Source organism: Streptomyces sp. NBC_01390, assembly GCF_045040105.1.
Taxonomy (GTDB): Bacteria; Actinomycetota; Actinomycetes; order Streptomycetales; family Streptomycetaceae; genus Streptomyces.
In genome coordinates this window covers 1,753,955-1,777,662 of sequence record NZ_CP109551.1, presented here as the reverse complement: position 1 = coordinate 1,777,662, position 23,708 = coordinate 1,753,955, and the positions used below count along the sequence as shown (strand labels likewise).

The following is a 23,708-nucleotide window of genomic DNA, read 5'->3' as shown; positions in this document are numbered from 1 at the left end:
TGGATTGCGCCATCTCAGTACCCCATCCCGTGGTCGTCGTTGCCCTGCGGCTGATCGATCTCGATGCTCGGCGTGTAGCGCGGGCGCGACGCGCCCACGCCCACGGCATGCGCCGAGCGGCGGTGCGAGCCGCGGGTGCGGGAGGCCTCCGCGTCCTGGGAGATCACGTCGCGCTTGACCACCGAGTCATCTACGGCGATCGCAGTGCTGTCCAGACCCTGTGCCTCGGCGGAGCTCAGCTGATCAAGCTGCCGGGATATCTCCGTCCGGGCCTTGCGGGTCCCCGAGGACGCGAACTGCTCGTTCTTCTCGCCGTCGTAGACGCTCTCGCGGTTCTTGGCCGCCTGGACGAGCGCTTCGAAGCCGCCGCCGTAGGCCATCCGGTCCATCACGGTGCCGGCCAGCGACGGGTCATCTTCGAGGTTGCGGATGAGCCCGGTCTTCGGGTCCTCCAGCGCACTGGCCACACGGGCCACATAGTCCGGGTTGACCGCGACACCGAAGCCCTCCTTGGACTCGTAGAACTCGATGAACTGCTTCTCCCACTCCTCGGACGTGGCCTGGACGGGCTCACCGTCGAGGAACGCCGTGCGCCACTGACCGGGGCCGACGTGTTCGATGCTGCGGCCCCTCCAGAGCTCGCGGCCGGGGCCCTGGAGCATCGCGTACTTGTGCCGGGCCTCGGCGGCGTCGTGTTTGGCCTGCAGGATCGACTGAGTCACCGGGTAGGTGACCTCCAGGACGGCCTTGAGGTCTTCGCCGCGCAGCGCACGCACGGCGCGCTGGCTGAAGCTGCCGCCCAGGCCGGTGCCGTGGGCCTTGATCGCCGTGGCGTACATCGAGGCTTCCTGGTCCGCCTGCGTGATGCCCGGTGTACCCTCCGCATCGCCCAGGTTCCGGGCGTAGTCGGCGAGCTTCTTCTCGCTGCCCTTGGCACCGGTCTCGACGCAGACCTCGCGCACGCTCTGCAGGTGCGCTTCGCGGTCCGAGAACGTCAGTGCCGCGCCGAACTCGCCACGCTGCGCCTGGCGGTACAGCCCGCTCAGCTCCTCCGTCACGACCTGCTGGTCGAGCTTGATGTCCTCCGGCGACTCTGCGCCCGTGAGTGCCTGCAGCCGGAGCCGGTTCGCCTCGCTGCGCGAACTCTCCAACTCATCGGCCAGTCCGGCGTCCTTGGACAGCGCGACCTGGGTGTCCAGCGAGACCTGCATGGCCAGCGGGTGCGAGCCGTCGCCCTTGACCACGCCGGTGTCGAGCAAGTTGGCCGGCACCGAGAGCTTCGCCAGGGCTTCCCCCTTGGCGGCCTCGCTGTGCAGCTTCACCACGGCGACCGCGTCGCCGTCGAAGTCGCCGTCGAAGCAGGCGTCCATCACGGGGTTGATCGCGGCACCGGTGAGCCGGTCGTCGATCGCCACCCGCATGTAACGCACACCGGCGTCACGGAGCACCGGGTCACGCCACACCAGCGCGTGGTCGCCCTCGGCCAGCCCCAGCTGCTCGGCCTTGACCGAGCTGAACGCAACCTGGTCGACGTCCAGCCGCGGGTCCGCGGTCCACACCATCGTCGCCGAGTCGGAAAGCCGCGAGGCCATCAACCCGGTCTTGAAGATGTTGTTCTTGCCCGTGAGCACCCGGCTCTGCACGTCGGTCGTGATCGCCTCGAAGGCGCGCTGAGCGCGCGAGACCGACTCGCTCATGCCGCGACGCACCTCGGCGCGCTTCTCCGCGGACAGACCCTGGCCGTCCAGCTGCTCGGCCATGTAGCGATAGCGGCAGGCCTCGACGAAGACGTCCTGGTAGCTGCGGGTGTGGTCGTGCGTGACGGAGGACCCGTCCTCGAACTCCTGACCACTGCGCAGATGCGAGGACATCACCGGCAGCTTCCACGAGCTCGCGCTCACCGTCTCGGTCTGCTCGCCGGTCGGATACGTGAGCGGGAACGGGATCTCCATGTCGCCGCCGCGGTCGCCGATGAGACCGCCGAAGGACTTGCGCATCGCCGTGGTGTTCAGTCCCGGGAGCTGGCCCTCCTTGCGCGGCTGAGTGCGCAGCAACTCGGGCATCGCGATGAACCGGCGCTCGGGGCGCTCGTCGAGGCCCTCGGCGTGGCCGACCACCCGCAGAGTGCCGTCAGCCTCCATGTCCATGCCGGTCACCAGCAGGTACTCGCGCAGGTTCGACTCGGCCCCGCTGTTGTGGCCGTAGAACTCGCGCATGATCGCCGGGCAGTCCTGAGACTGCAGCGCCCAGGCCAGCTGCGAGGAGGCCTTACGGCCCTTGCCGGCACGCACCTGCTCGTCGTCGTAGATCTTCGTCTTCTCGTCGACGGCCATGTGAGTGACCACGAAGCGCATCTCGCCCAGGGCACTCGGCCGCAGTTCTCCCGTGGGGGAGCGCAGATCGGAGACGTTCCCACTCATCAGCTCGCGCGCCGAGCCCGCATTGCGCCGGGAGATCAGGCTGAACGGGCTCATCACCACGTCCAGGCCCGGGTTGGCCCTGAACCAGTTGACCTCATCGACGACATCCTGCTCCCGCGCGTCCTGCAGCGGCATGTCCCGGTCGACGATCAGCGAGATCACGCCCTTGTTGCCGTGCAGATCCGAGATCTTGTCGCCCACGACGAGATCGCGCTCCCGCCCGCCGGCCCCGCGGATGCGGTGGCGCTCGGCGAACTCCTTCGACACCACGATCGGGTCATCAGCCGTCCAGCCGCCGAAGGTCATCAGCGCCGTCTTCGCCGGAGCGGTGACCTCAGAAGACTGCATGATCGTCGAGGCCGTCATCTGCTGGCGGTCGAACGGGTCGTACCGCAGCGTCTCGAGCTCGGCCAGAGCCATGAGCGGCGCACGCTGTCCGGCCACGCTCTCGTCGCCCGGCACGATCCGGCCGTCGGCGTCGACCTGGGCCTGAGTGGTCAGGTACCGCACGATGCCCTGGTTGGTCGCGCCTCCGGTCATCACCGGGTCGAAGTAGCCGCTGGGCGCAGCGACGTTGCTCCGGTCCTTGCCGGTCAGCACCGTCATGTTCCGCCCGCCGGTGAGCCGCCAGGCGTCGAAACGGTTGTCGTCAGCCGGGTCAGTCCGGTCGCGCTGGGCCCGGTACTCGGCGTAGATCGTCGAGCCGGCCTTGATCTCGTTGGAGTAGCGCACACGGCGCGCCTCGGTCTGCAGGATCGCGGCCGTCCACTCGTCCAGGTGCTCCTTGATCTCGCGGGTGGACTCGTCGAGCTGGTACGTGGTGGCGCGCTCGATGAAGTCGATCGGGTGTTTCGTGCCGTGCAGCTGCGAGTAGACCGTGTTGAGCGAGGACGGCTCGCCGGTCTGGCTGCGCCCGGCGATGAGGTCGCCGGCGATCTGGTACTGGATGCGCTCGTGCATGAGCTGCTCGTAGCCGCGCAGGCGCGTGCGTTCCTCGACCGAGGTCGGAGCCTCGCCCGGAGTCTGGGCCGTGATCGTGGCCTCGTAGCCCGGCACGACCAGAGCGTTCTCCCCGCTGGCGAAGGCGGTGGTGATCTCGCCGTACTCGCCGACGTCGAAGACCTGGCCGATCTCACCCGAGATCGGAGTCCCCTCGCCGTTACGGCGCAGCTTCTCGCCGCTCCAGCGGATGACGCCCTGCTCGTCGACCAGGATCTCGGAGACCGTCGCCGCGTTGCGCTCGATGCTCTCGCGCACGGTGGCCCCGATGCGCCGCATGAACGCAGATTCGTGATCGGCGATCGGTATGGAGCGCTCGGCGTCGAAGCGGACGAGCCGGTCCTTGAACCGGGTCGTCTGGAAGGTCGAGCCCATCATCTCGTCGGGGGAGACCCCGCAACGACGCAGCGCCGAGGCGAGGTTGTCGAGGTTCGACCACTGCCCGGTGGGGCTGGTCATGTACCGCGCCACCCGGTCCGGGTTGAAGCGCTGATCGACCCACTCGCCGTCGACGTCGTGAGGCTCCGCCTCCCAGGTCCCGATGAGCTCGAAGGGGACGTCCTCGGCGTGCTGCCGGACTTTCTCGACGGCCGTGCCGCCGTAGACGAGGTTGCCCATCTCGGGCACCTCCGTGGCCTGCAGCTCGCCGATCTCTTCCAGCCGTTCCTGGTACATCTCCTCGGTCGCGCCCGGGCGCAGCAGATCGCTGTGCGCGCCGGTGAGCACGTCCCAGTAGGAGCGCTGGATCGCAGCGACCTCGGAGTCAGCCGAGTACTCCGGCGGCTCGACCGCATCCAGGTCTCCGCCCGTTCGTTCCAGCTCGGCCTCGGCGCGAGCGATCAGGTCTTCGACGCCAAGAGCTGCCTGCAGATTCTCCCGCGCGCTCTCGACGGCGGCCTTCGCGTAGGCCTCAGCGGGCTCGGCGTCGACGAAGAAGGTCGGCAGGGAGCGGTTCTTCGCGTCCCGGCGCAGCATCACCTTCGGCCCGGGCCGGGGACCGGATTCGCCGGGGGCCACGTAGTCGCCGACCACGAACATCGACTCCCGGTCGACGTGGTAGCTGTCGGGCACATCCGCCAGCGTGCGGCCACGGCCGCGCTCCTGGTGCGTTGTGCCGGTCTCGCCGGCGGCGTGCCCCGGCAGATCTGTGCGCTCGATGCGGTGGCCCTGGGCGAAGCGCAGCAGCTGAACGGCCTCCGCCGGCGAGGGGGAGTGGACCGCCATGCCGCCGGGGACCCGGTAGTTCGTCGAGTAGCGCAGCACGCTGCCGTTGTCGTAGATCCGGGCTCCGGCGTACTCCTCCTGGCGCGTGTCGGTGAGACGGATCTCCATGCCGGTTCCGGCGATCTTCGCCTTGATCTGACCGGGCTCGCGGTCGCGCATCACCTCGTAGGACACGCCCTGGGCCTTCAGCTCTTCGAGCAGTGCTGCCGAGCGTGCCACGGCGCGCTGGGACATGAAGCGGTTGCGGTCGACGCGGTTCGTCTGGGGATCCCGGCCGCCGTCGATGACCCACTCGCGGACCTGGTCGTATTCCTGCTGGCTCATCTTGTCCATCAGCGCGGTGAGTCCAGCGGCGTCATCGTTCGTCATTGCTCGGCCTGCCTCGAAAGGCTTGCCGTCGTCGTCGATGCGCCAGAGCACCATGTTCCCGCGCCGGGGGTCGGCCAGGGTCTCCACCTCGCCGCCGGCCACACGCCCGATCGTCTCGTCCGGCAGGTACACCAGCGCGGTCCCGGCGCGCTTGACGGTCGCGCGTTCGGACCAGTCGGGGTCGTAGGGGCTGATCGGCAGCCGGGCCGTCTTCGGGTCGGCCTGGGCACCGACGCCGGTGGCACGGGTGAACTCCCGCTGCGACTGCTGGTAGCGCTCGTTGTGCGGGGAATGGTCACCGAACTGCGGCTCGTAGTCGGACACCTTCTCCACGAATGCCTGGTCGATGGCGGAGAGGCAGTCGGTGACGCCCAGCCGCGGGTCGGCCAGCGCGGCGCCCCGCTGGCCGAGGATCTCGTCGACCCGGGCGCGGATCGCCTTGGCCTGGGAGATCGGAACGACCTGTCCGGTCTGCTCCCTGGCCTGCTCGACTGCCTTGTAGTAGACGTACTCGTAGAAGTACCTGCGCAGTCCATGTGCCTTCTTCATAGCCAATCAGCTTCCTGTGGAGGCTCGGGGTTACATAAGCATGTATAGAGCCTACCTGGCTTATCGAAAGGTAGTGAGAGGCTATCTGGAAAGGCCAGTGCCGAGGCAGTCTCCCTTAGTCGAGAGACGACCTCGGCACTGGTCGTGATCCTTCGCCGGCCCCCAAGTGGCCGTCGGCTACTTCGAGTTCATCTCGATGGCCATGGCCCGGTCGAACCGGCCGTCGGCCAGCACCTCCCAGCTCGGCAGTGAGGCCAGGTACTGGTAGAAGGCCGAGTGGACCTTCACCGTCGCCAGTGACTTCAGGTCCTCCTCGGTGACGTCCTGATCCGCGAACATTCGCGAGGCCTCGTCGTTCACGTGGCCGTTGATCCGGCGGGCCGCATTGGCGTACGCGTCCGAGCGGATCTGGCTGATGTACGTCTGAGACCCGTCGGCGCTGCGCAGCTCGCCGTCGCCGCCGACCGAGAAGTGCTCGCGATCCTGTTCCAACTCGGTCTGCGCCGACTTGTAGGCCTCACCGATCTCGATGTCCAGGCTCTTGACCTTCGCCGAACCGTCGGGGTTGACCAGCATCTCCTTGCTGATCGTCCCCTCGGCGTAGAGCAGACGCTGCCGCTCGGCGCTGACCGCCTGACTCTCGGCGACCGCAACCCCGACCTCGACGTTCTCGATGAACTGGTCCTCGTCGAACATGCTCATCCCCTCGTACGCGTCGGGGTCGACGACCACCGGAGCGTTGGGGTCCTGGCCCTCGTCGACCGTGGTCATCGTCGTGATGACTTCCATGACCTCGTCGGCGTAGACATCCGGGTCCAGGCGCTCGATGTCGACCTCCTGGTAGCCGTAGATCTCCTTGTACTGCGCCTTCGCGGCCGCGGCCTTGACCGCCTGCCGCATGCGCTTCTCCAGCATCTTCACGAAGTCCGGCTGATTCATCCGCACGTCGAAGTCCATGGCGCTGGACAGCGTCGGGATCGTCTGCAGCGAGTAGGTGTGCCCCGGGTGGTTGATCGTGTTCCCCAGCAGCCGGAACGACATCGGCAGGATCGTCTGGTTGCGGTTCCAGATCGGCGCGTCGCCGGCCCGGAAGACGATCGAGTTGCGCGGCGAGAGGAAGGCCATGTCGTTGTAGCTGATCAGCGGCTCCTCCTTGGTGTTCATCGTGTAGGAGACCCGGCCCTCGGTCTTGCCGCCGATGACCTTGTCGAGATCCTGGCTGATCTGCTTGCTGTCCCGGTACGACCGGTGTGTCTTGCCGCTCATCTTCTCCAGCGTCTCGATCATCGAATCGTCCGTGGACTTGAGGAAGACGATGTTCGAGGTGTTGTGCGTCGGGATGAAGTCGTCGGTGAGGTAGAGATGCCGCTCGTCGGCCACCCGGATGCACTGCACCTCGTCGTCCCGCACGTACTCGACGCTGACGACACGATTGAATCCGCGTGTAGGGTCCCGCCAGCGCTCCGCCTTGCGGGGCAGCGCGAACGGGTTGATCTTGGGCAGGCGAATGTTCTGCACGCGGTAAGCGTCCCGAGCCGCCTTGGGTTCGCTCTGGTTCGGGGCCGTGTACGTGATGTTCGTCCTGACATTGATTGCCACGCGACCACCGAGCGAACGGATCAGGGTCTGCACACCCTCGGCGAGCTCACGGCTCGCAGAGGTGAACTCCATCTCACCCTTGGCGCTGATCGTGCCGTCGGTGTCCATCAGCCCCCGGAGCAGGTCGGTGCGCTGCGCGACCGAGCCACGAAGGTACGCCTCCGGGACCGACTTCTCCCACGAGCGCTTGCCGGCGATGTCGAACTCGCGCATGAGCTTCCGAAGCCCGTTGATCCGGTACGTGGGGCACAGGCCGTCCGCGACGGCCTGCTCGACGATGTCGTATCCCCGACGACGGATCTCGTCCACGATCTCCAGGTCGCGGCTGTAGAAGGAAACCGTCCCCTCCGGGTTGATGTGACCATCACCCAGGATCGCGCCCAAGACGTACGGGTCGATCGGGAAGTCCATCTCCGGGTAGGCGACCGGGTCGATCGCAATCAGGTCGACCTGGCGACCCTTCTCGACGCGAGACTTGAGCTCCTCGGTGCTGATGATCTCGGTAACCCGCGCCATCGTCTTGCCGCCGGCACCGCCGACGTAGAGCCGCTTGCCGTTCTCGTCCTTGCCGCCGAGGTATTTGATGCTGGACTTCCGGCGCTCGACCGGCCACAGGTGATCAGGGCATGCCTCCACCGTGGACCCGTCGCGCAGCTTGAGCCGGTAGACCGGACGAATCTTGACTGGGTACTTCGCGGTCACAGTCGTGACCGTGCCGAACGGGGTCATCAGCTCGTCACCAGGCTGGATCTTCTCCATCGTCGTCCATCCGTCCGGCGTGGCGATCTTGGCGTCGAGCGCGAGGCAATTTCCCTGGACGATCTTGTCGACGCTCTCTCCGTAGACGTCGCGCAGCTGCTGCAGAGTCTGCAGGATGAGCGTGAACTGCTGCTCCTGGCCCAGGCCGATGGAGAGCATCGTCTCGAAGCCGTCGATGCCCTTGCCCTCCGACTGCAGGTTGCCGAGCTCATCGAGCATGAACCGCGTGCGGTAGAGCGGCTTCTGGTTCGACTTCGTCATGTACGCCTGGTCGGCACTCACGTCGAACAGCTGCTTGACCAGGATCAGGATCAGCTTCGCGTACTTCATCAGATGAGGCGGAGTCACCAGGAACAGCGCCTTCGGGGACTCCGAGTAGCGCGACAGTGTCTGCGTGATCGCCCGTGCCTGATACGAGACTTTCTCCGGGTTGCCGCCGCCGGAGAAGTCGAGCCGCGTGTCCGGGTACAGCGTGTCCCCGGACTGGAAGGACAGGATCTTCCCGTCCCGGGTGCCGCCCTCACGCACCGGCTTCAGCTCACGCATCACGCCGTTTTTCACGATCTTCTTGCCCGTCACCGGCTCAACCACGTAGTACCGGCCGTTGAGCGAGACCTGATAGTTCTTCGTGAAGCTGAAGTAGAAGGTCCGCACCAGCATCTTCGTCTGCGGGTTGACCAGCTCCAGCTTGAGCCAGGCTTCGTCGCCGGGGAACGTGCCCTTGAAGTTGTACCGGGCCCAACCCTCGCGGCCGACGATCTCCTCGTGCTCGAAGTCCTCCCCCAGGTTCTCGGCGAACATCGGGTCCGCGTAGGCCGACCACACGGCCTGCTGACCGACGAGGTGGTCGCGCTTGACGTAGTTCGGCGCGAAGCGCACGCCGAGGCGACGCGGGAAGCTCAGGCCGGCCAGGTCGGTGTTCTGCGAGGGCTTGCCCGAGGTCAGCGTCGAGATCGTGGGGTCGGTGAAGAACGACATGGCGGTGATCGCGATGCCGTACACCGAGGCCAGCATCTTCTCCGCGCCGGCCATCGAGCGCAGCGCGTTGTGGGCGTTGCCCACCAGCGTGCGCATGTTGTTGCGGGGCAGCTCCTCGCTCGCGTTGAAGTACAGGCTGAGCATGTCCTGATCGGCCTTGCCCTCCCACATGAAGGCCTGGGCCGCCGCCTTCTCCTGCTCCTCGGCCAGGGCGTCCTCGTTGTTCTCGAACTCGCCGGCCTTGACCCGCTTCTCCAGCTCGGCCTCAGGGTTCTTGATCTTCTTCGAGCTCATCTGCACGAAGAGCTGGTAGCAGTTGTAGAGCGTGCCCTTGCCCCAGAGGTCATCGAGCTTCTGCTCCAGCAGCGCCGGGTCCATATTCAGCACGGCTGCGGCGCTGCGCAGCTCCCGTTCCTCCTCCAGGTAGAAGTCGATGAGTCCGTAGGCCGCGCGCTTGAAGGCGTTGTTGGCGGCGTTGGGCCAGACCGGGTCCTCGCCGCCGTCGAGCGGAAAGAAGATCCCGGCGATGTTCTCCACGTACAGCGCGCACTTGGTGAAATTGCCCTCACGCGCCGCGTCGGCTGCCAGCCCCAGGGGGTTGTAGATGTCGGTCTTCATGGAGTTGATCAGGTTGAACTGCACCGGCTCGAACCCGCGTGTGACCAGGGGAACGTAGTTCTTCACCAACAACTCGCCCTTGGGGTCGTTGATGACCATGTTCGAGGGCTTCTTCTCCCGCGACCACATGTCGATGACCGGCTCGATGTACGTCTGGCCCTTACCGGCTCGGGTGATGGCCAGCACCATGGTGTTCACCGGCGCGGTATCGACCACGTACGCCCCGGCCGGGCGCTGGACCTCGTACACCGGGAACGTCCAGTCCTCCGTGATCAGGTCAGCGACGGTCTTGTACGTGTCCGACTCGAAGCCGAGCTTGTCCCGGTTCTTGCCGTCAGGGTTGTACGGGATCCGCGTGGTGTCGTACTTCTGCCGCAGCATCTTGTCATCGGGGATCCCGGATGCCTCGAACAGCTCGTCGCCGAAGTCTTCGTCGATGATCGGCAGGGTCTGCGTCAGCGGATTGCCCTCGTCGTCGTCCATGACCTCGCCGGCGGAGTAGACGAATTTCCCCTCCTCGTCGATGACGTCCTTCTTGGCGCGCTGGGCGACCTCGACGGTGCCCAGGCCCTTCTTCTTGAGCATCATGTGGCTGAGCATCGAGCTGACCTGCACGCTTGAGTGAGCGCCGGCGTCGGGGAACCAGTCGTAGTTCTGCTGGATCTCTTCCGGCAGGGAGATGTGCTGGTCGTTGTGGTACTGGTTGATGTCGCTCGTGGTGTTCATCAGGTTCGCCGCGGCGACCTTCCGCGAGAACCACGTGCCGACAATGAGGGCGACCATCAGACCCGAGCCGAGCGTGATGAAAAGCTTGAACCCCGAGACGCCGGCCAGCTGCTCGCCGACCGTCGTCGCACTCTTCTTGGCAGCCGGTTTCTTGGCGCCGGGCTTGCCGTCCTTCGCCGCGGTGTACCAGCTGGGGACCGGAACAGCCTCAGCGCTGTGGTAGCACTTCGCCTTCACGTCCGGGTTGCCGTCCTTGGTCAGGGGCCGGTAACACTTCACGACCGAGCCGCCAGCGCCCGTCGTGGTGTCCTGGACGTAGTACACGCTCGGCTTGCTGGTGCTGCTGCCGCTGCCGGACACACCCGGACCCACGGACACGCCCACCGAGAGCACCGCCGTGGCGATGAGCGAGTAGAAGACCCAGGCGACGATCGTCACCAGCACGCCGGTCATCACCGCGATGACGATGCCCGGTCTGGTCGACCTCAGGGTCAGGAACGTGCTGCGGTCCAGCTGCTGGTTGTCGTGGACGTCTCGGTTCGTCAGCGTTTCACCGGGTGTCCGCGCCGAGATCTTGTCCCAGCTGCTCGCCTTCGGCCGTGCCGCCTTCCGCCTGTTCGTGGCCATCGTGATTCCTCACTCTCGAGCCTCGCTTGTTCTGCAGTCCTGCTGTCCAGCGCGTCTGCCTGCGCAGACGACGACGGCGCACGGGGAACGCGCCCCATGCGCCGTCAGATCACCCCGTCGGTCATGACCGGATCGCTCAACGGGTCAAGACCACCCCGACGATGAAGCCGGCCGCGCCCATCAGGAGCGAGAGCGTGATGATCATGACGACGAGGATCTTGTTCGAGCGGCTCTGCATCTCGGAGGCCCGCGCCAGCTCGTTGGCGTAGGACTCCTTGTCGACCCGCACCTCCGTCAGGCGTGCCTCGTACCGCCTGGCCACTGAATCCTCGACCGTCGACAGCTGCCGGAGCAGGTCGGTGGCCCGCGCCGCCTGGGAGTTGGTCTTCTCCTTCTCCAGATCGAGGTTGTGCTGCCACTCGGCGTCCCGAGCCGTCATCTGCGTGATGGCGTCCTTGCGGTTGCGTTCGAGCTCGTCCTCCATCCGGCGGATCCGGTCGGCATGCTCAGAGCGCACCGACTCCAGGAGGTCCTGCTGCGCCCGGCGCAGGACGCCGATCTCGTCCGTGGTCCGCAGGTGCTCGGCCAGCGCCTCGGACTGGGCGATGTCGGCCTTGCGGTTGTCATCGACGATCCGCTGGATCTCGGACTTCCACTGGTTCAGGCGCTCTTCCTCGGCCCCCAGGTACTCCGACTGCCGTTCGGCCAGCACCTCGAAGATCCGCGTCTGCCCGGTCTGCATCTTCAGCGTCGCGTCCGAACGCCGGACCCGCAGGATTTCCTGCTGGTTGTGCGCGTGGGTGTCCTCGACGTCCCGCTCGATCCCGGCGACGGAGTCGATCTGCTCGCGCTCCATCTTCGGGCGGTTGCGCTCCTTGTACTGCAGTTCCGCCGAGAGCGCCGCCTGCTGGGCCACCTTGGCGGCCTGCGACTCGTAGTCCTTGGCGATCTCCGCCCGCCGGGCCCGGACCTTCTCATCCTTCTCCGTCTGCCGCTGCTGGTGCTCGGCCTCGGCGGCGTCCTTCAGCAGCTTGTACCGGGAGCCCGCGCGGTCGGTGGCCACATCGCGGATGACCTGCTCGGTGTGCGCCGACATAAGGTTGACGTAGAGCGCACGCAGCTCATCCTCGTGCGCGGAACGCAGCCGCGTCAGGTCGGCGTTGGCCTGCCGATTGAGCTGGGCGACCTGGTCCCCGAGCCACTCCGTCGCGCCCTCGGGCACAGCGATCTGCACGACCGGCGCGCCGATGGCGAAGGTCGCGTTGAACTCATCGAGCCGGACGTCCAGGTCCAGCTCCTCGGAGAGGAACCGGCGGGCGATGACGCCGCGCACCTGGGCCTGATCGGCCAGCAGCACAGTGTCGCCGGCCTCCTGGTAGTCGCCCTCGATGCCGTACCCGGCGTCGGTCTCGTCGAAGCCCTCGTAGCCGGCCACCTCGTCGCCGTCGTCGTCCGGCGCCCACTCGACCGGAGCGGTGCCCGCGTCGTCGATACCTGCGACGTCCTCCTGGAACAAGGGTGCGTCCGCCCCTCCCTCGTCGTTGACGACGTCGCTGAAGAGCGGCTCGTCGTCCAGACCCTCGTCAGCCCCCTCGTCACCGAGGATCTCGTCGAAGATCGCATCCCCCTCGTCCTCTCCGCGGACCGCGGTGACAGGGCCAGTGGTCCCCACCTCGGCGACCAGGCCGCTGTGCCCTTCCCACGCCTCCTTGCCCACGGCTTCTGCGAGGCTCGTGGTACCCGCAGCGACAAAGCGCGCCTGCGCGAAGGTCGCGTCCTTCACCAGATCGACGAGCAGATCACCGCTGGGCTCCTGCCACACGACGGCCCAGGCGTAGGTGGCACCGGTGAGCAGCGAGTACTCCTCCATGCGCGCGAGAGTCTCGTCGGTGGGGATGATGCCGAAGACCTCCTCTTCGAGCATCTCCGCCGTGGCCACCGTACGGATCTGGTCGGAGCTGATGAGCTCGATGATCGAGCCCTTCGCCTCGTCCCGGCCGTGCCGCTTGCTCAAGCCGCCGATCGAGTCGGCTGCGAGCACGAGCATCACCCAGGCCGTACCGCTGGGAAAGACGAACTGCGTGTTCGCCCGCAGCAGCTCGACCGCCGCCGGGATCGCCGTCTCTCTCACCACGGAGGCCAGAAGCTCGTCGGGCTTCTTCTTCCGCTCCTTCTTCTGGCTGGCCGCTGCCGTCCCCAGAATGCCCATTGATGCGCGACCCCTTCGCTAACAAAACACAAGTCACCTGGTTTATGAGTATCCTATCGTCGTCTTATCGGAGTGGGCAACTATAGGGAATGATGGGGTCATTGACTCACGAGTCAACTAGTTCCCGCTGTCCTCGACCGGCTCATCGCACCGCGCTGACCTCGATGTTGGCGTCGGAACTCAGCAGATTCTTGTCATCGCTGACCAGGTCGCCGACGACGTCGATGCGGATCCGTCGCTGCGAGGGGTGCTCGTTGAGGAAGGTCGCCACCGAGGTGGTGACCTCGTCGGTCAGCTTCGCCACAGCCGCACGCGCACCGCCGGCATCAGAGTCGGTGTCGCCCTTGTCCTCGATGAGGTACTGCAGGACCCTCGCATCGACGTCGATGCGCACGTTGTGCTTGACGAACACCTCCTGCACCATCTGGCGCAGCTTCTTCCGCACGATCTTTTGCTGCGTCGGCAGCGACAGCGGCTGGAAGGGCACGATCGCGTCGATACGGCTCAGCAGCTCGGGCGGAAACCGGTTGTCGCCCGTGGTCGAGGAGATGGAGCGACGGATGAGCTTCTCGTACTCCATCAGCTGCTTGCCCGACCCCGTGTCGTCGGCGGCGTACTGCGCGATGTCCTTGTAGATCTCCGAGCCGGCGTTCGTCGTGAGCACGATGTAGGTGTTGAGGAAGCTCACCTCGCGGTTGTTGTCGTCGTTGAGCCGGCCGTCGTCGAGCACCTGCAGCAGCACGCGTGTCACCATCGCCGAGGCCTTCTCGACCTCGTCGAAAAGCAGTACGGCGTGGGAGAGGTCCCACACGCGCTTGGTGAGCTCAGAACGGAACGCCGCGAACGACGAGTCCTCGGCGTACTCCGTCATGTCGAACCGGATGAGGTGCCGCTGGTCATCGCCGAACAGCAGTCGCGCCAGCTGCTTCGCGAGCTCCGTGTTGTGCGTGACCACGAACTGACCAGCCTGGTAGAGGTGCTCCTCGTCGTTGACGCAGATACACGACGAGCTCTGCTGCTCCGGCAGCTTCTCGATCGACGCGATGCCGACCATGTCGAACTTCTTCACGCGCTGACGACCCGAGGTCACGATGACCGCCCGCCGTGCGATCTCGCGCTTGCGGGGGAGGGAGAAGAACCGGGCCTTATCCTCGTTGCCGACCTTCACGTGCACGCCGTACTCGACCAGTTCGCGCCCGCCCTCCTTCGTGCGTGTCCACGATGTGACCGTGTTCGAGACGCCGAGCGAGAACAGCACCTCCCTGAGGTCCTCCGCGAGCCCCTTGGAGAACGTCGAGTACGAGACGTTGAAGCGGTCGTTCGAGCCGCCGATCGATCCGTCAGTGTCGAAAAGGCCCCGCACCAGTGCCCACCGCTGCTGTACCGATCCGTGTTTGTACCTCTCCGGGATACGGCGCTCCGCCGATCGCGCACCGATCAGATCGGGAACCGGGGCAAGCACGTCCTTCGTCTGGAACAGCGAATCGCGGCGGTCGTCCACCGGGCCAACGCCGACAGGAAAGACCCAGCTGTAGTTGTGCCCGTAAGACTTCGGTGCCGATCCCAGCCATTCGCCCACCGTCCACACGGTGTGGTCGGCGTCGTCCCCGCCAGACGAGAGCGTCAGCTGCGTCTCAGTCAGGCACCCGTTGCCGATGAGGACGCCCAACACATACGGGTCGACGTCGAAGTCCTGCTCCGGCCAGTGCACCGGTCCGTTCGCCGGGATGAAGAACTTCAGATCCTCCCGAGAGCCGCCGGGGTAGGTCCGCACAACGCCACGCTCGACCATTTCCTGCGTGCTCAGAACCATCGGCACGATGTCCTTGCCCGCATGCTTCCTCGCCCGCTGCTTGGCTGTGTAGACCGTCCACAAGTGCGGTCCTCCCACGTCGAGAGTCCGGCCGTCCCAGAGCGTGACCCGGTAGACGTCCTGCATGCCCTGCGGGAAGTGTCCGAGCACCTCGACCGGGCGACCTTGGCGACCGAACACTCTGTCGCCCGGGACCAGGTCGCCGTGCAGCTTCCAGGTGGTCTCGCCGTCGCTCGAGTAGACAGGAACCCGCGTCGAGTCGATGCAGAATTTCCCCACACCGGTGGAGCCCGTGAACAGCAGGCTCGCCATCGGCTTTCCCTTGTCGTTGAGGTCCGCCACCGACAACTGCAGACGACGCGCCACCGCGCCGGTCGCCCAGTCCTGGCTGAACACCTTCTCGTCCAGCTGCTTCTTGATCTTCGCGCCGTCGACCCGGAATGCGACGTTCACGTTCAGCGACTCCATGAGCACGTCCGAGAGCAGGTCCCGGTCCATCGGCCGGCGCGTCAGGCGATGCCAGCCGACCATGGAGTCGAGCACGAGGATCGACTTGCGCGGCTGGGCGCTGGCCGGCATGTAACGCTGGGTGTACTCGTAGATCTGCCGAAAGACGTGGTCGTCGTAGAACTCGTCGGCCACCCCGTACCGTTCGGCCATGCCCTGCAGGATCTTGATGGTCGTCGCCTGGTCCGGCGGGTTGAGGTTGATGCGCTGCAGACGCTCGACGAGCGGCTGGTTCGGCGAGATGTGCTTGTGGAACTCCTCGTAGGTCGTCGCCGCGATGATCCTGATACCTCGGGTTCCCGAAGCTGCGAGGACCGGCTTGATCGCCTCGACGGCGGCGTCGGAGAGCTGCATGATCTGGTGGAACTCGTCGATGAAGAGCACCAGTTCGTGCTTCTCGTCCTTGACGAAACCCTCGGCCTCGCCGAAGAAGCCCTTGAGTATCGCGGCCATGTTCTCGGCGTTGCCCGCCTCGGAGATCATGCGCGCCGGGTCCACTTCGAGATAGAGGCGATCCGGATCCACGAGCATCGTGGCCTGGACCAATGCGGTCTTACCCGTTCCGGCCTCGGCCAGCAGCAGCGCATTGCACAGCTCGGGACGGCTCATCGAGGCCAGCAGCTGCATCGTCTCGCGCTCACGGCCGACGATGTCGCGCTCAGCCTTCTTCAGCGGCTCCGAGAGCTTGGAAAGGAGTGGGTAGCGCCCATCGAGCTGTGCTTCGTGAAACATGCCGCGCAATACCTCTCGACTGGACTGAAGATTCAACTGGGAAATCAGCCGGAATCCTATCACGAGTTGCATTCGATAGGGCATTGAATGGGTAATTCGAAAGGCCCCGGAGTCCACTCCGGGGCCTTTCGTTCCGTGCACTGGTCGCGAGTCGCTCACCCGCCGTATTCGGACTCGCTGCCCTCCGGCGTCTGGGGCTGCTCGAACTGGTAGTTGAAGCGCTCGCTGACGGGGGCCTTGTTGCTCCCCTCCGCGCCGGCCTTGCCCATCAACGCGCCCATGCGTCCGACCAGGTCCGCGCCGAACGAGGGTGAAGCCTTCGGTGTGTCCGCGGAGGTGATCAACCCAGGAGCGAGAGCGGCCGGCTGCCGAGTCTGCGGCCGGCGCACACGCACCACTGGGTTGAACCGCGGTCCCGGCTCGCCTGATGCCGGCGCCGACGGGTAGCTGTGACGCGGCCCGCCGTGCGTGCAAAACAGCTCCTGTGTGTAGTGAGTCAAGTGGCCCGGGACGGAACAGAGGAGGGCGGCGTGCCCGCCGCGTCGCTACCGCTGGGTGCTCGCGGAGCCCACTTGCTCCCACTCGCCGTCGATCACCTGCGCGCTCTGCGGGGTGAGTGCGGCCAGGAGCTGCCCCTGGTACGTGTCGTTGATCGCGTAGATCTCGCCACTCCCGTCGGCGCCGAGGGCGATCTGTGCCTCGCCCGCATGGAGGTAGCCGTTGGGGTACTGGGGCTTGACCACCGTCTTCTGGGTGTGCGCGGTCCCGGCGACAACAAGGACTCCGCCGTTGGCCAGCCGCAGCGCGTACACCGTGCTGGAGGCCGGCTCTGCGGCGACGAACCAGCTGTCCGCGATGTTCTTCCCGGTCTGGTCGTCCTTGCCGGTGCCGTGTGCCTTGTAGTGCCGGTAGCTGTTGATGGCTTCCTTGGTCTCCGCGGTGGAGGCCAGCTTCTTGCCCTCCTGCGCTCCTCCGGTTTCCCACAGGTCCTCGTACGCGGTGCGGAGCTGGTTCGGAGTCAGCGCACCGACCTGCTGTGTGGGGTCGACGCTCTCGGCCAGCCCGTGCTGGTCGACGGCGATCTTGGGCAGTGTGGTCTTCTTGCCCAGCCAGACCGCCCCGGACATCTTGTACGGGCCGCCGCTCGCCTTGTCGAAGACGAACACGCCGCGGGACTTGTCGCCGCCGGAGGAGGTGGCCGTTATGGCGAACCACGTGGCGGGTGCGGCCGGGATGATGTACTGGCGGTTCTCGTACGTGAACGGGCGTGAGTAGGTCTTCTGCTTCTTCGCCGTCCACGTCTTCCACTGTGTAGGTTCCCAAACGGAATGCCCCTTTCCGGTGTGACGGCCTCGGTGTTCCCGGCTGTCTCACTTAGGGGACACGGCACTTCTGTCTCACGATCTTGTCCCGTGTGCTGCTCTTACGCTGTCCGGCGCGCGGCGGGCGTGAATTGCAGGTAGGCGAGTGCTCTGTCGTCCGAGAGCTTCTGGCGTGCGGTCAGGCCGCCCCGAACGCCGAGAATGCCCACCCCGTAGCCTGGTGCAGCGCGTCGCCTGGCTGTGCCGCCCGGGCGTCACGCAGGGCCTCCGCCAGGGAGAGCCCCTCGCTCAGGGCCTTGTGCAGCGTGAGCATCAGCGGGACCACGGCGGCGTCGTTGACGGGTGCCGTGCAGGCGACCACCCCTGCCGTGCCCAGCGGCAGCAGCGCGGTGACCAGGCCGAGCAGTTCGTCGGCACCGACGGAGGCGAAGCGGGCGGTGTCGCTGCAGGAGAGGATGATCTGGTAGGGGCTGCGGTCCAGGCGTTCGAAGTCGTGGATGATCAGTGGCCCGTCGGCCATCCGCAGCGACGAGAACAGGGGACTGTCCGCACGGTACGTGCTGTGCGCCGCGATATGAGCCAGAGCCGCTCCGTCCAGCTCCTCCAGCACACGGGGCACACGCGCGTCCGCGTGCTCCAGGACGACGGCACCGCCGTACTGCCCGGCCAGATGGGGCACCTCCGCGCCGCCCGTCGCCAACCCCGGCCCGCGCACCAGCACGTGGCGGACGGCCGGCGGCGGCTCGGTCTCCCGTGCGCGCAGCCAACTGCTCGCCGACGCCGACACGCTGAGCACCCTCTCCCGCAGCGACGGCAGCAGCGCCCATGGCACGCGGTGCAGCCTGGCCGGCGGTACGACCACGACCGGGCCGTCGCCCAGCTGCGCGGCAGCCGGGCCGAGCAGCAGCTCCTCCAGCCGCCGCCCCGCGGCCTCCACCACCGGCAGCCGCGCCTCCGCGCCGGGGTGGGCCAGCCGCCGAAGCCCGGTCTGGACGTGCTCGGCCTCGGTCTCCGCCTCGGCGAGCAGCCCGGCCTCGTACCGCCGCACTCGCCCCTGCCCGCATAGGAGGAGCTGGATCCGTCCGTCGAGCACGAGGAATTCCACCAGATATGTATTGTCGCCCAGTTCGGACAACAGTCTGTCGGGGGTGAAGCGATGGCCGTCGCCGAGTGTGTCAGCCCGTAGCTCGCGGGTCCGGGAGCGGATCTCCCGCAACAGTCGCCGCTGTTCGCGCTCCAGGGTCGGAACGGGACGAGCCTCCATGCGGGCCGCCTCCGCGCGGGCTGCGATCTCTCGAAAGGCAGTCAGGTGGCTCTGCAGCTCTGGGTCGGCTGGTGGGCGGATCGGTGGTGCGGAGAGCACCGTAGCCCGCCAGCGCTCACTCCACTCCAGCAGACTGTGTGGATTGTCGGAGTCGAGGCTGGCCTGCTGGGCGAGCGCGGCCAGTTCCGCGCCTTGCGCGATAGCGGTGGCGCGCAGCTCCGATGCTCCGAGTACCGCCCGGTAGTCATCGAGGGCGTCCATGCCACGACGGCAGGCGTCCAGGACGCCCTCGCCGGAACCGGCGGCCCGGGCCTGCAACGCCTTCGCCGCCCAGCCGGTCATCCGCGCCAGTGGCGGCCCGCTGCGCCGGCTGCGGGCGGCGACGGCCAGATGCCGCTCGGCGTCCGCCGTCAAACCGAGCCCGAGCGCGATCCGGGCCGCGAGTAGTGACGCCTCCGGCGCGGCCGGCGCGCCGAAGAGGGCTAGCCGGTCGGCGACCGCCGCCGTGTCGGCCACAAGCCGGCCCGAACTGCGCCCGGCGGCCACCCGTGCCTCGATCAGCACCAGCCGTGCATGTGTCTCCCACCAAGTGCGCCGCTGCCCCGCGAACAGCCGCACGGCGAGATCCGCGCGCGCGATCGCAGTGTGCGCGTCCCCCGCCCGCCGGGCGGCGCGCGCGGCGGCGAGCAGTAGTTCGGCCTTGCGGGTGGGCTGCCCGCTGATGCCGTCGAGCACGGCGATCGCCGCGTCGGCCTCGGCCAGCGCCTCGGGCGCTAGCCCGGCGGCCATCAGCACCTCGCAGCGGCGGATGTTGAGCATGAACGTCGGCGTGCCGAGCTTGGCGTACCGCTCCTCGGCCTCGTCCAGCAGCCGCAGCGCCGCCGGAATGTCGCCCGACCGGAACGCGGCGAGCCCCCGACTCTCCACCGCGTCGGCCTTGTCGTGCTCCTGGCCCGTGGTGTCCCACAGGGCCTCCGCCGCCGTGAAGTCGGCGTCCGCCCGCTCCACCGCTCCCAGCGCCAGATGCACGGTGGCACGCAGAGTCAGCGCCCGCGCCGTCCAGATTACGTCGTCCGCCTGCCGCAGTACCGGTATCGCCCGGCGTACGTCCTCCAGCGCCTCGCGATGATGGCCGAGCACCCACCAGGCGTAGGCCCGCCGGAACAGTACGCGCGCGCGAGTGTGTCCAGTGCCGCGCGCGACACCTTGCTCGAGCGCCACGAGGCCCTGCTCGGTGCGACCCTCGTGCACCAGCGCCACGCCGAGCGTGGCGAGGACGTCCGCCTCCCTGTCGGACGAGTCGGCGCGCGCGGCGAGGTCTCGCGCGCGCCGCAGATGGCTCAGGGCGAGCCGCATGTCGCCCCAGTCCCGCTGCCAGACGCCGATTACCTGGTGGGCGACGGAGGCATCCAATGGCGGCGGATCGGCGTCGAGTACCTCTTCCGCCCTCGCCCGCGCCTCGTTCGGGGCGGCGAACACCATCGGCAGCAGTTCGAGAACCGAGTCGCTTCCCGCTGTCACTGGCTACCGCCCGTAGTGACGCGTGAATACGTGCGCATATCTGTCGGGCTCATCGTCCACTCACGCCATCCTTCCCCAGACGACAGCCTCCCGCAGGTTTGCTGCTTCGGCCATGGTGCGCAACTCCAGACGCCACGCAGGCCGTCTCCCGGTGCTACCAGCGATGGCAGGTCTCCAGTCATTGCCACGGCGCAGAGCCTCGCGGTTTGCCGAGCATGTCGCGGCCTGCATTCTTGCCGGTGAGGACATCGAGGGTGATGGCAGCTATGCCGTCTGCGGACGTCACGAGGATTGCGCCGTCAGAACTCATGGCCACGGCTGTGACGGCCGAGGGTAGATGGAATGTTGCGCTGCATGTCCCGGTGGCCAGGTTCCAGAACACTGTGCGGCCCGATATGTGGCCGGTCACTACATGGGGTTGCCCAGGCAGGTCGACCACTGTGAGGTCAGTAACGGCATCGCCTTGGTGATCGGTCAGCTCCCCTCTGCAGTATCCGGTGATCAGATCCCAGAGATACACGATGCCCCCTTCTCCGGCTGAGACGGCGTAGGGATGCCCGTCAAGATGGGTGACCGCCGCCGCCTTAACCCAGCCGACGTGACCGGTGAGGTCGTGGAAAACGGTTCCGGCGCTCAAGTCCCATACCTGGATACGCCCGTTATCAGCGCCGGCGACGACGTAGGGGCGGCCGTGCATATGCGTGGCTGCCAGAGCATCGACCCACGCTCCATGGGCGACGAGCTCTGCGGTCTGTATGCCGGCGGCCACGTCCCACACGCTGAAGCCTCCGTAGCCTCCGACGAGAAGGCGACTGCGATCGGCGAGCTGTACAGCCGTCATGGTGGTGGCGGATCCGACGTGGCCCGGCAGTTCGCGGACCAGTTCGCCGGTCAGCGGATTCCATATCTGCATACCGCCGTAGCCTCCCGTGACAATCTGGGGGCAGCCCTCGGAATCGATCAAAGTGAGGGCTTGAACCTCTGCTGCCATCCGCGCTTCGCTCGGGTCTTCCTCCGAAAAGTCCAGGGCCTTTCCGCTGAGTGCGTCCCAGACTTCGATGTAGCCCAGGTCGTTACCGGTGACGGCGTACGGGCGGCCCTGTGCCGTGAAGGCCGACAGGGCGGTCGGAGGCGAACTGGCAGGAACCGCCCAGCGCACCGTCCAGTCCGTGGAGCGCTCGAGCGTCGTCTGCAGCGGTCCGTTCTTACGGAATGCGGCGCTCATTGCCAAGAGTTGGCGGCGGGTATCGAGGGGCATGGAGGTTCGTTCAACGAAGGCGCCTTCATAGGCCGCTGCGTTCGCCTCGGCTTGTGATCGCACGGACCCCATAGCATGCGGCAGCAGCTCAAGGAGGACGGACGGATCGCCAAACACGAGGTAGTCGCCGTCTTCGAAGACCTGGTCCAGGCAGCCTGCGTCGGCGGCATGCTGCGGCAGGTGACGCTGCAAATACGGCGCGGCGAGACGCCACAGCGGCCGATCCTCCTCGTCGCGCGGCACTGACGCGACAAGACCTCGGTACAGCTGTTGCCGGTCTTCGTGGCTCGCGGACTCACGCCACCAGTCGGACACGCCCTGGTGGAAGAGGCGGTAGAGGGTGGTGCCGTCCTCGTCCACGCTTCGGCTGAGGTAGAGGCGTGCCTCGTTGTCAAGGAGGTGGTACAGGGTCTCGAACGGCACCTGGCGGCCTTGGCCGGTGGGGTCGAAGGCCACGGCGTCAGCCAGTACGCGCTCTGGCATGCCCCGCCCCTGCGCGAAGGCCAGTGCAGTCAGTACGACCCGAAGAAGGGGCTGGTCACCGTGACGCTGGAGGTCCATCTCCACCAGGTCGGGGAGGCTACGCGGGGCGTCATGGCCGATCCGCGCTGCTTCTTCGATCACGGAGCTGTGCTGAGTGCTGGACAGCATGAAGTTCACGTAGATACCCGCGGTGAGAAACTCCCCCAGCCGTAGGTACTCCGGCACACGGCCATCCTGCTCGTCGGCGTCGTCGGCCAGTCGTTTAGCGATCGCTTCCGCCAGAGCGCTGCGAGCGTGTCCCATGGGGCCAGTGGTGTAAGGACCAGCCGCGGCCAACAAACGCTTCACGTAGACGATCAGGTCGTCACGAAGTGCTTCCGGAACAGTGGTATCGAGATCGAGGCACTCGTACCCGCTACGTGCGGTGAGCAGGCCGCTGACCCTCGGGTCTTTGCGTGTAGCGATCAACAGCCGAACGAGCCCCCTGTACCTGCGGGCCAGGGGGTAGAGCAGTAACTGAGTGATCGTTTCGGGCTCGTTCGACTCGTCGAGGGCATCGATGATGATTGTGATGGGGCGTTCCGACTGCTGTTGGCTTTCCTGCAACAGCGTGAAAAGGGAACCTGCCGAATCCTGGCCAGGAACCGGACCCGCCGGTGACGGTTCGGGCGGCAAGGCCGCAATGTGGCGTACCTGCTCGGACAAGGCCCGCACCATGTCGTTCAGCGCCATGTGGCGCGCGTGGATGACGAGCAGCCGGTCGTTCGTTCCCGGAACCGTGTCGGCCAGGCCGCTCCAAAGCGGCTTGGTGTATTCACGTAGCCCCGGATGCGCGGCGCAGATCAGCATGCCGAGCAGGGCCGATTTTCCGGCCCCCGGCTTGCCGGTGACGACGCACAGGGCCGGAGCGGCATGCTCGTCGTCCAGCCAGCTCGAGAGTTGCATCAGGTCTTGCTTGCGTCCGCTGAAGTATCCCTCGCGCCAGTCCCGTTGGACAGGCTCTGCGCCGCTGGCACGGCGCATGAAGTGCAGGGGGTCCACCGCCAGGTCGGCCAGACGGCCGATTTCCGTTGGCAGCCGCTCCTCTGGGGCAGTCTCGGCGAAGCCCGGGTTGGGAAAGAACGGCAGAGTTGAGAGGTCGGCGTGGCTGGGCACCAGACTCGTCAGGACACTCTGCGGCAGGCCCTCCTCCTCGGCCACGAGCTCGCGTACGGTTGCTTCAACCTCCTTCCAAAGGGTGTTCGCCGGGATGTACCGAACCGATGAATCGATCCGTAACTCACCACGAAGGTAGCGACCGAGGACTTGGATCAGTGCTCGGCTGAGCCGGTAGCCGAACGCCTTATGTCGCGGTCCCGTTGCGGCGAGGACCCATGCTCGACGCTTGGCCACGTCCATCCGGGCGTGCCAAGCGGTGACAGCGGCCTCGCCCGCGCAGCAGACGTCCAGGATGAACAGGGTGACGGGACGGTGGCGCTTGGGGTGATCCTCGATCCACCCGATCCAGCCACTGACAGGATCCCGAAGAGGCTCCCCGTCGGGGCCGAGGATGTACAGCTTCTCGCTGCTATCTTCTGCCAGTTCGCCGTGCCCTACGACATGCACGATCAAGACTGCGATGTCCGACGCGGTTACCAGACTCTCAATCAGCTGCTCGCAGTCGGCATGCTCCGACTGCACCGGAAACTCCTCGTATTCAAACCCGGACAGTGCCTGGGCGACGCGCCGGGC

General features: G+C 66.7%; 8 protein-coding genes. All 8 read right to left on the bottom strand.

The genetic code is table 11. The annotated features are described in order from the left end of the window. Window positions 1–14 precede the first annotated feature (14 nt). On the bottom strand, window positions 15–5,561 hold the full coding sequence (locus OG241_RS07740; protein WP_405814484.1) for a hypothetical protein: 5,547 nt from the start codon (window positions 5,559–5,561) through the stop codon (window positions 15–17). A 177-nt stretch (window positions 5,562–5,738) separates the two neighbouring features. Beyond that, entirely contained in the window at window positions 5,739–10,868 is a 5,130-nt protein-coding gene (locus OG241_RS07735) for a type IV secretory system conjugative DNA transfer family protein (RefSeq protein WP_405814483.1), read from the bottom strand. Window positions 10,869–11,004: 136 nt separating this feature from the next. Further along, window positions 11,005–13,077 (bottom strand): hypothetical protein, encoded by a 2,073-nt coding sequence (locus OG241_RS07730; protein ID WP_405814482.1) that lies wholly within the window; start codon window positions 13,075–13,077, stop codon window positions 11,005–11,007. 142 nt (window positions 13,078–13,219) lie between these two features. Continuing rightward, window positions 13,220–16,246 (bottom strand): AAA family ATPase, encoded by a 3,027-nt coding sequence (locus tag OG241_RS07725; RefSeq protein ID WP_405814481.1) that lies wholly within the window; start codon window positions 16,244–16,246, stop codon window positions 13,220–13,222. A 38-nt stretch (window positions 16,247–16,284) separates the two neighbouring features. Then, the gene (locus OG241_RS07720; protein WP_328689715.1) at window positions 16,285–16,473 is read right to left on the bottom strand and encodes a hypothetical protein; all 189 of its coding nucleotides are present in this window, start codon (window positions 16,471–16,473) and stop codon (window positions 16,285–16,287) included. Between the two features lie 201 nt (window positions 16,474–16,674). Further along, window positions 16,675–17,295, bottom strand: coding sequence for a hypothetical protein (locus OG241_RS07715; protein ID WP_405814479.1), 621 nt, complete (start codon window positions 17,293–17,295; stop codon window positions 16,675–16,677). Between the two features lie 334 nt (window positions 17,296–17,629). Next, window positions 17,630–20,197 (bottom strand): CHAT domain-containing protein, encoded by a 2,568-nt coding sequence (locus tag OG241_RS07710; RefSeq protein WP_405826094.1) that lies wholly within the window; start codon window positions 20,195–20,197, stop codon window positions 17,630–17,632. 217 nt (window positions 20,198–20,414) lie between these two features. Continuing rightward, window positions 20,415–23,657 carry a hypothetical protein gene (locus OG241_RS07705; RefSeq protein ID WP_405814478.1) on the bottom strand — a complete coding sequence of 1,081 codons (3,243 nt, stop codon included), beginning with the start codon at window positions 23,655–23,657 and terminating at the stop codon, window positions 20,415–20,417. Window positions 23,658–23,708 lie beyond the last annotated feature (51 nt).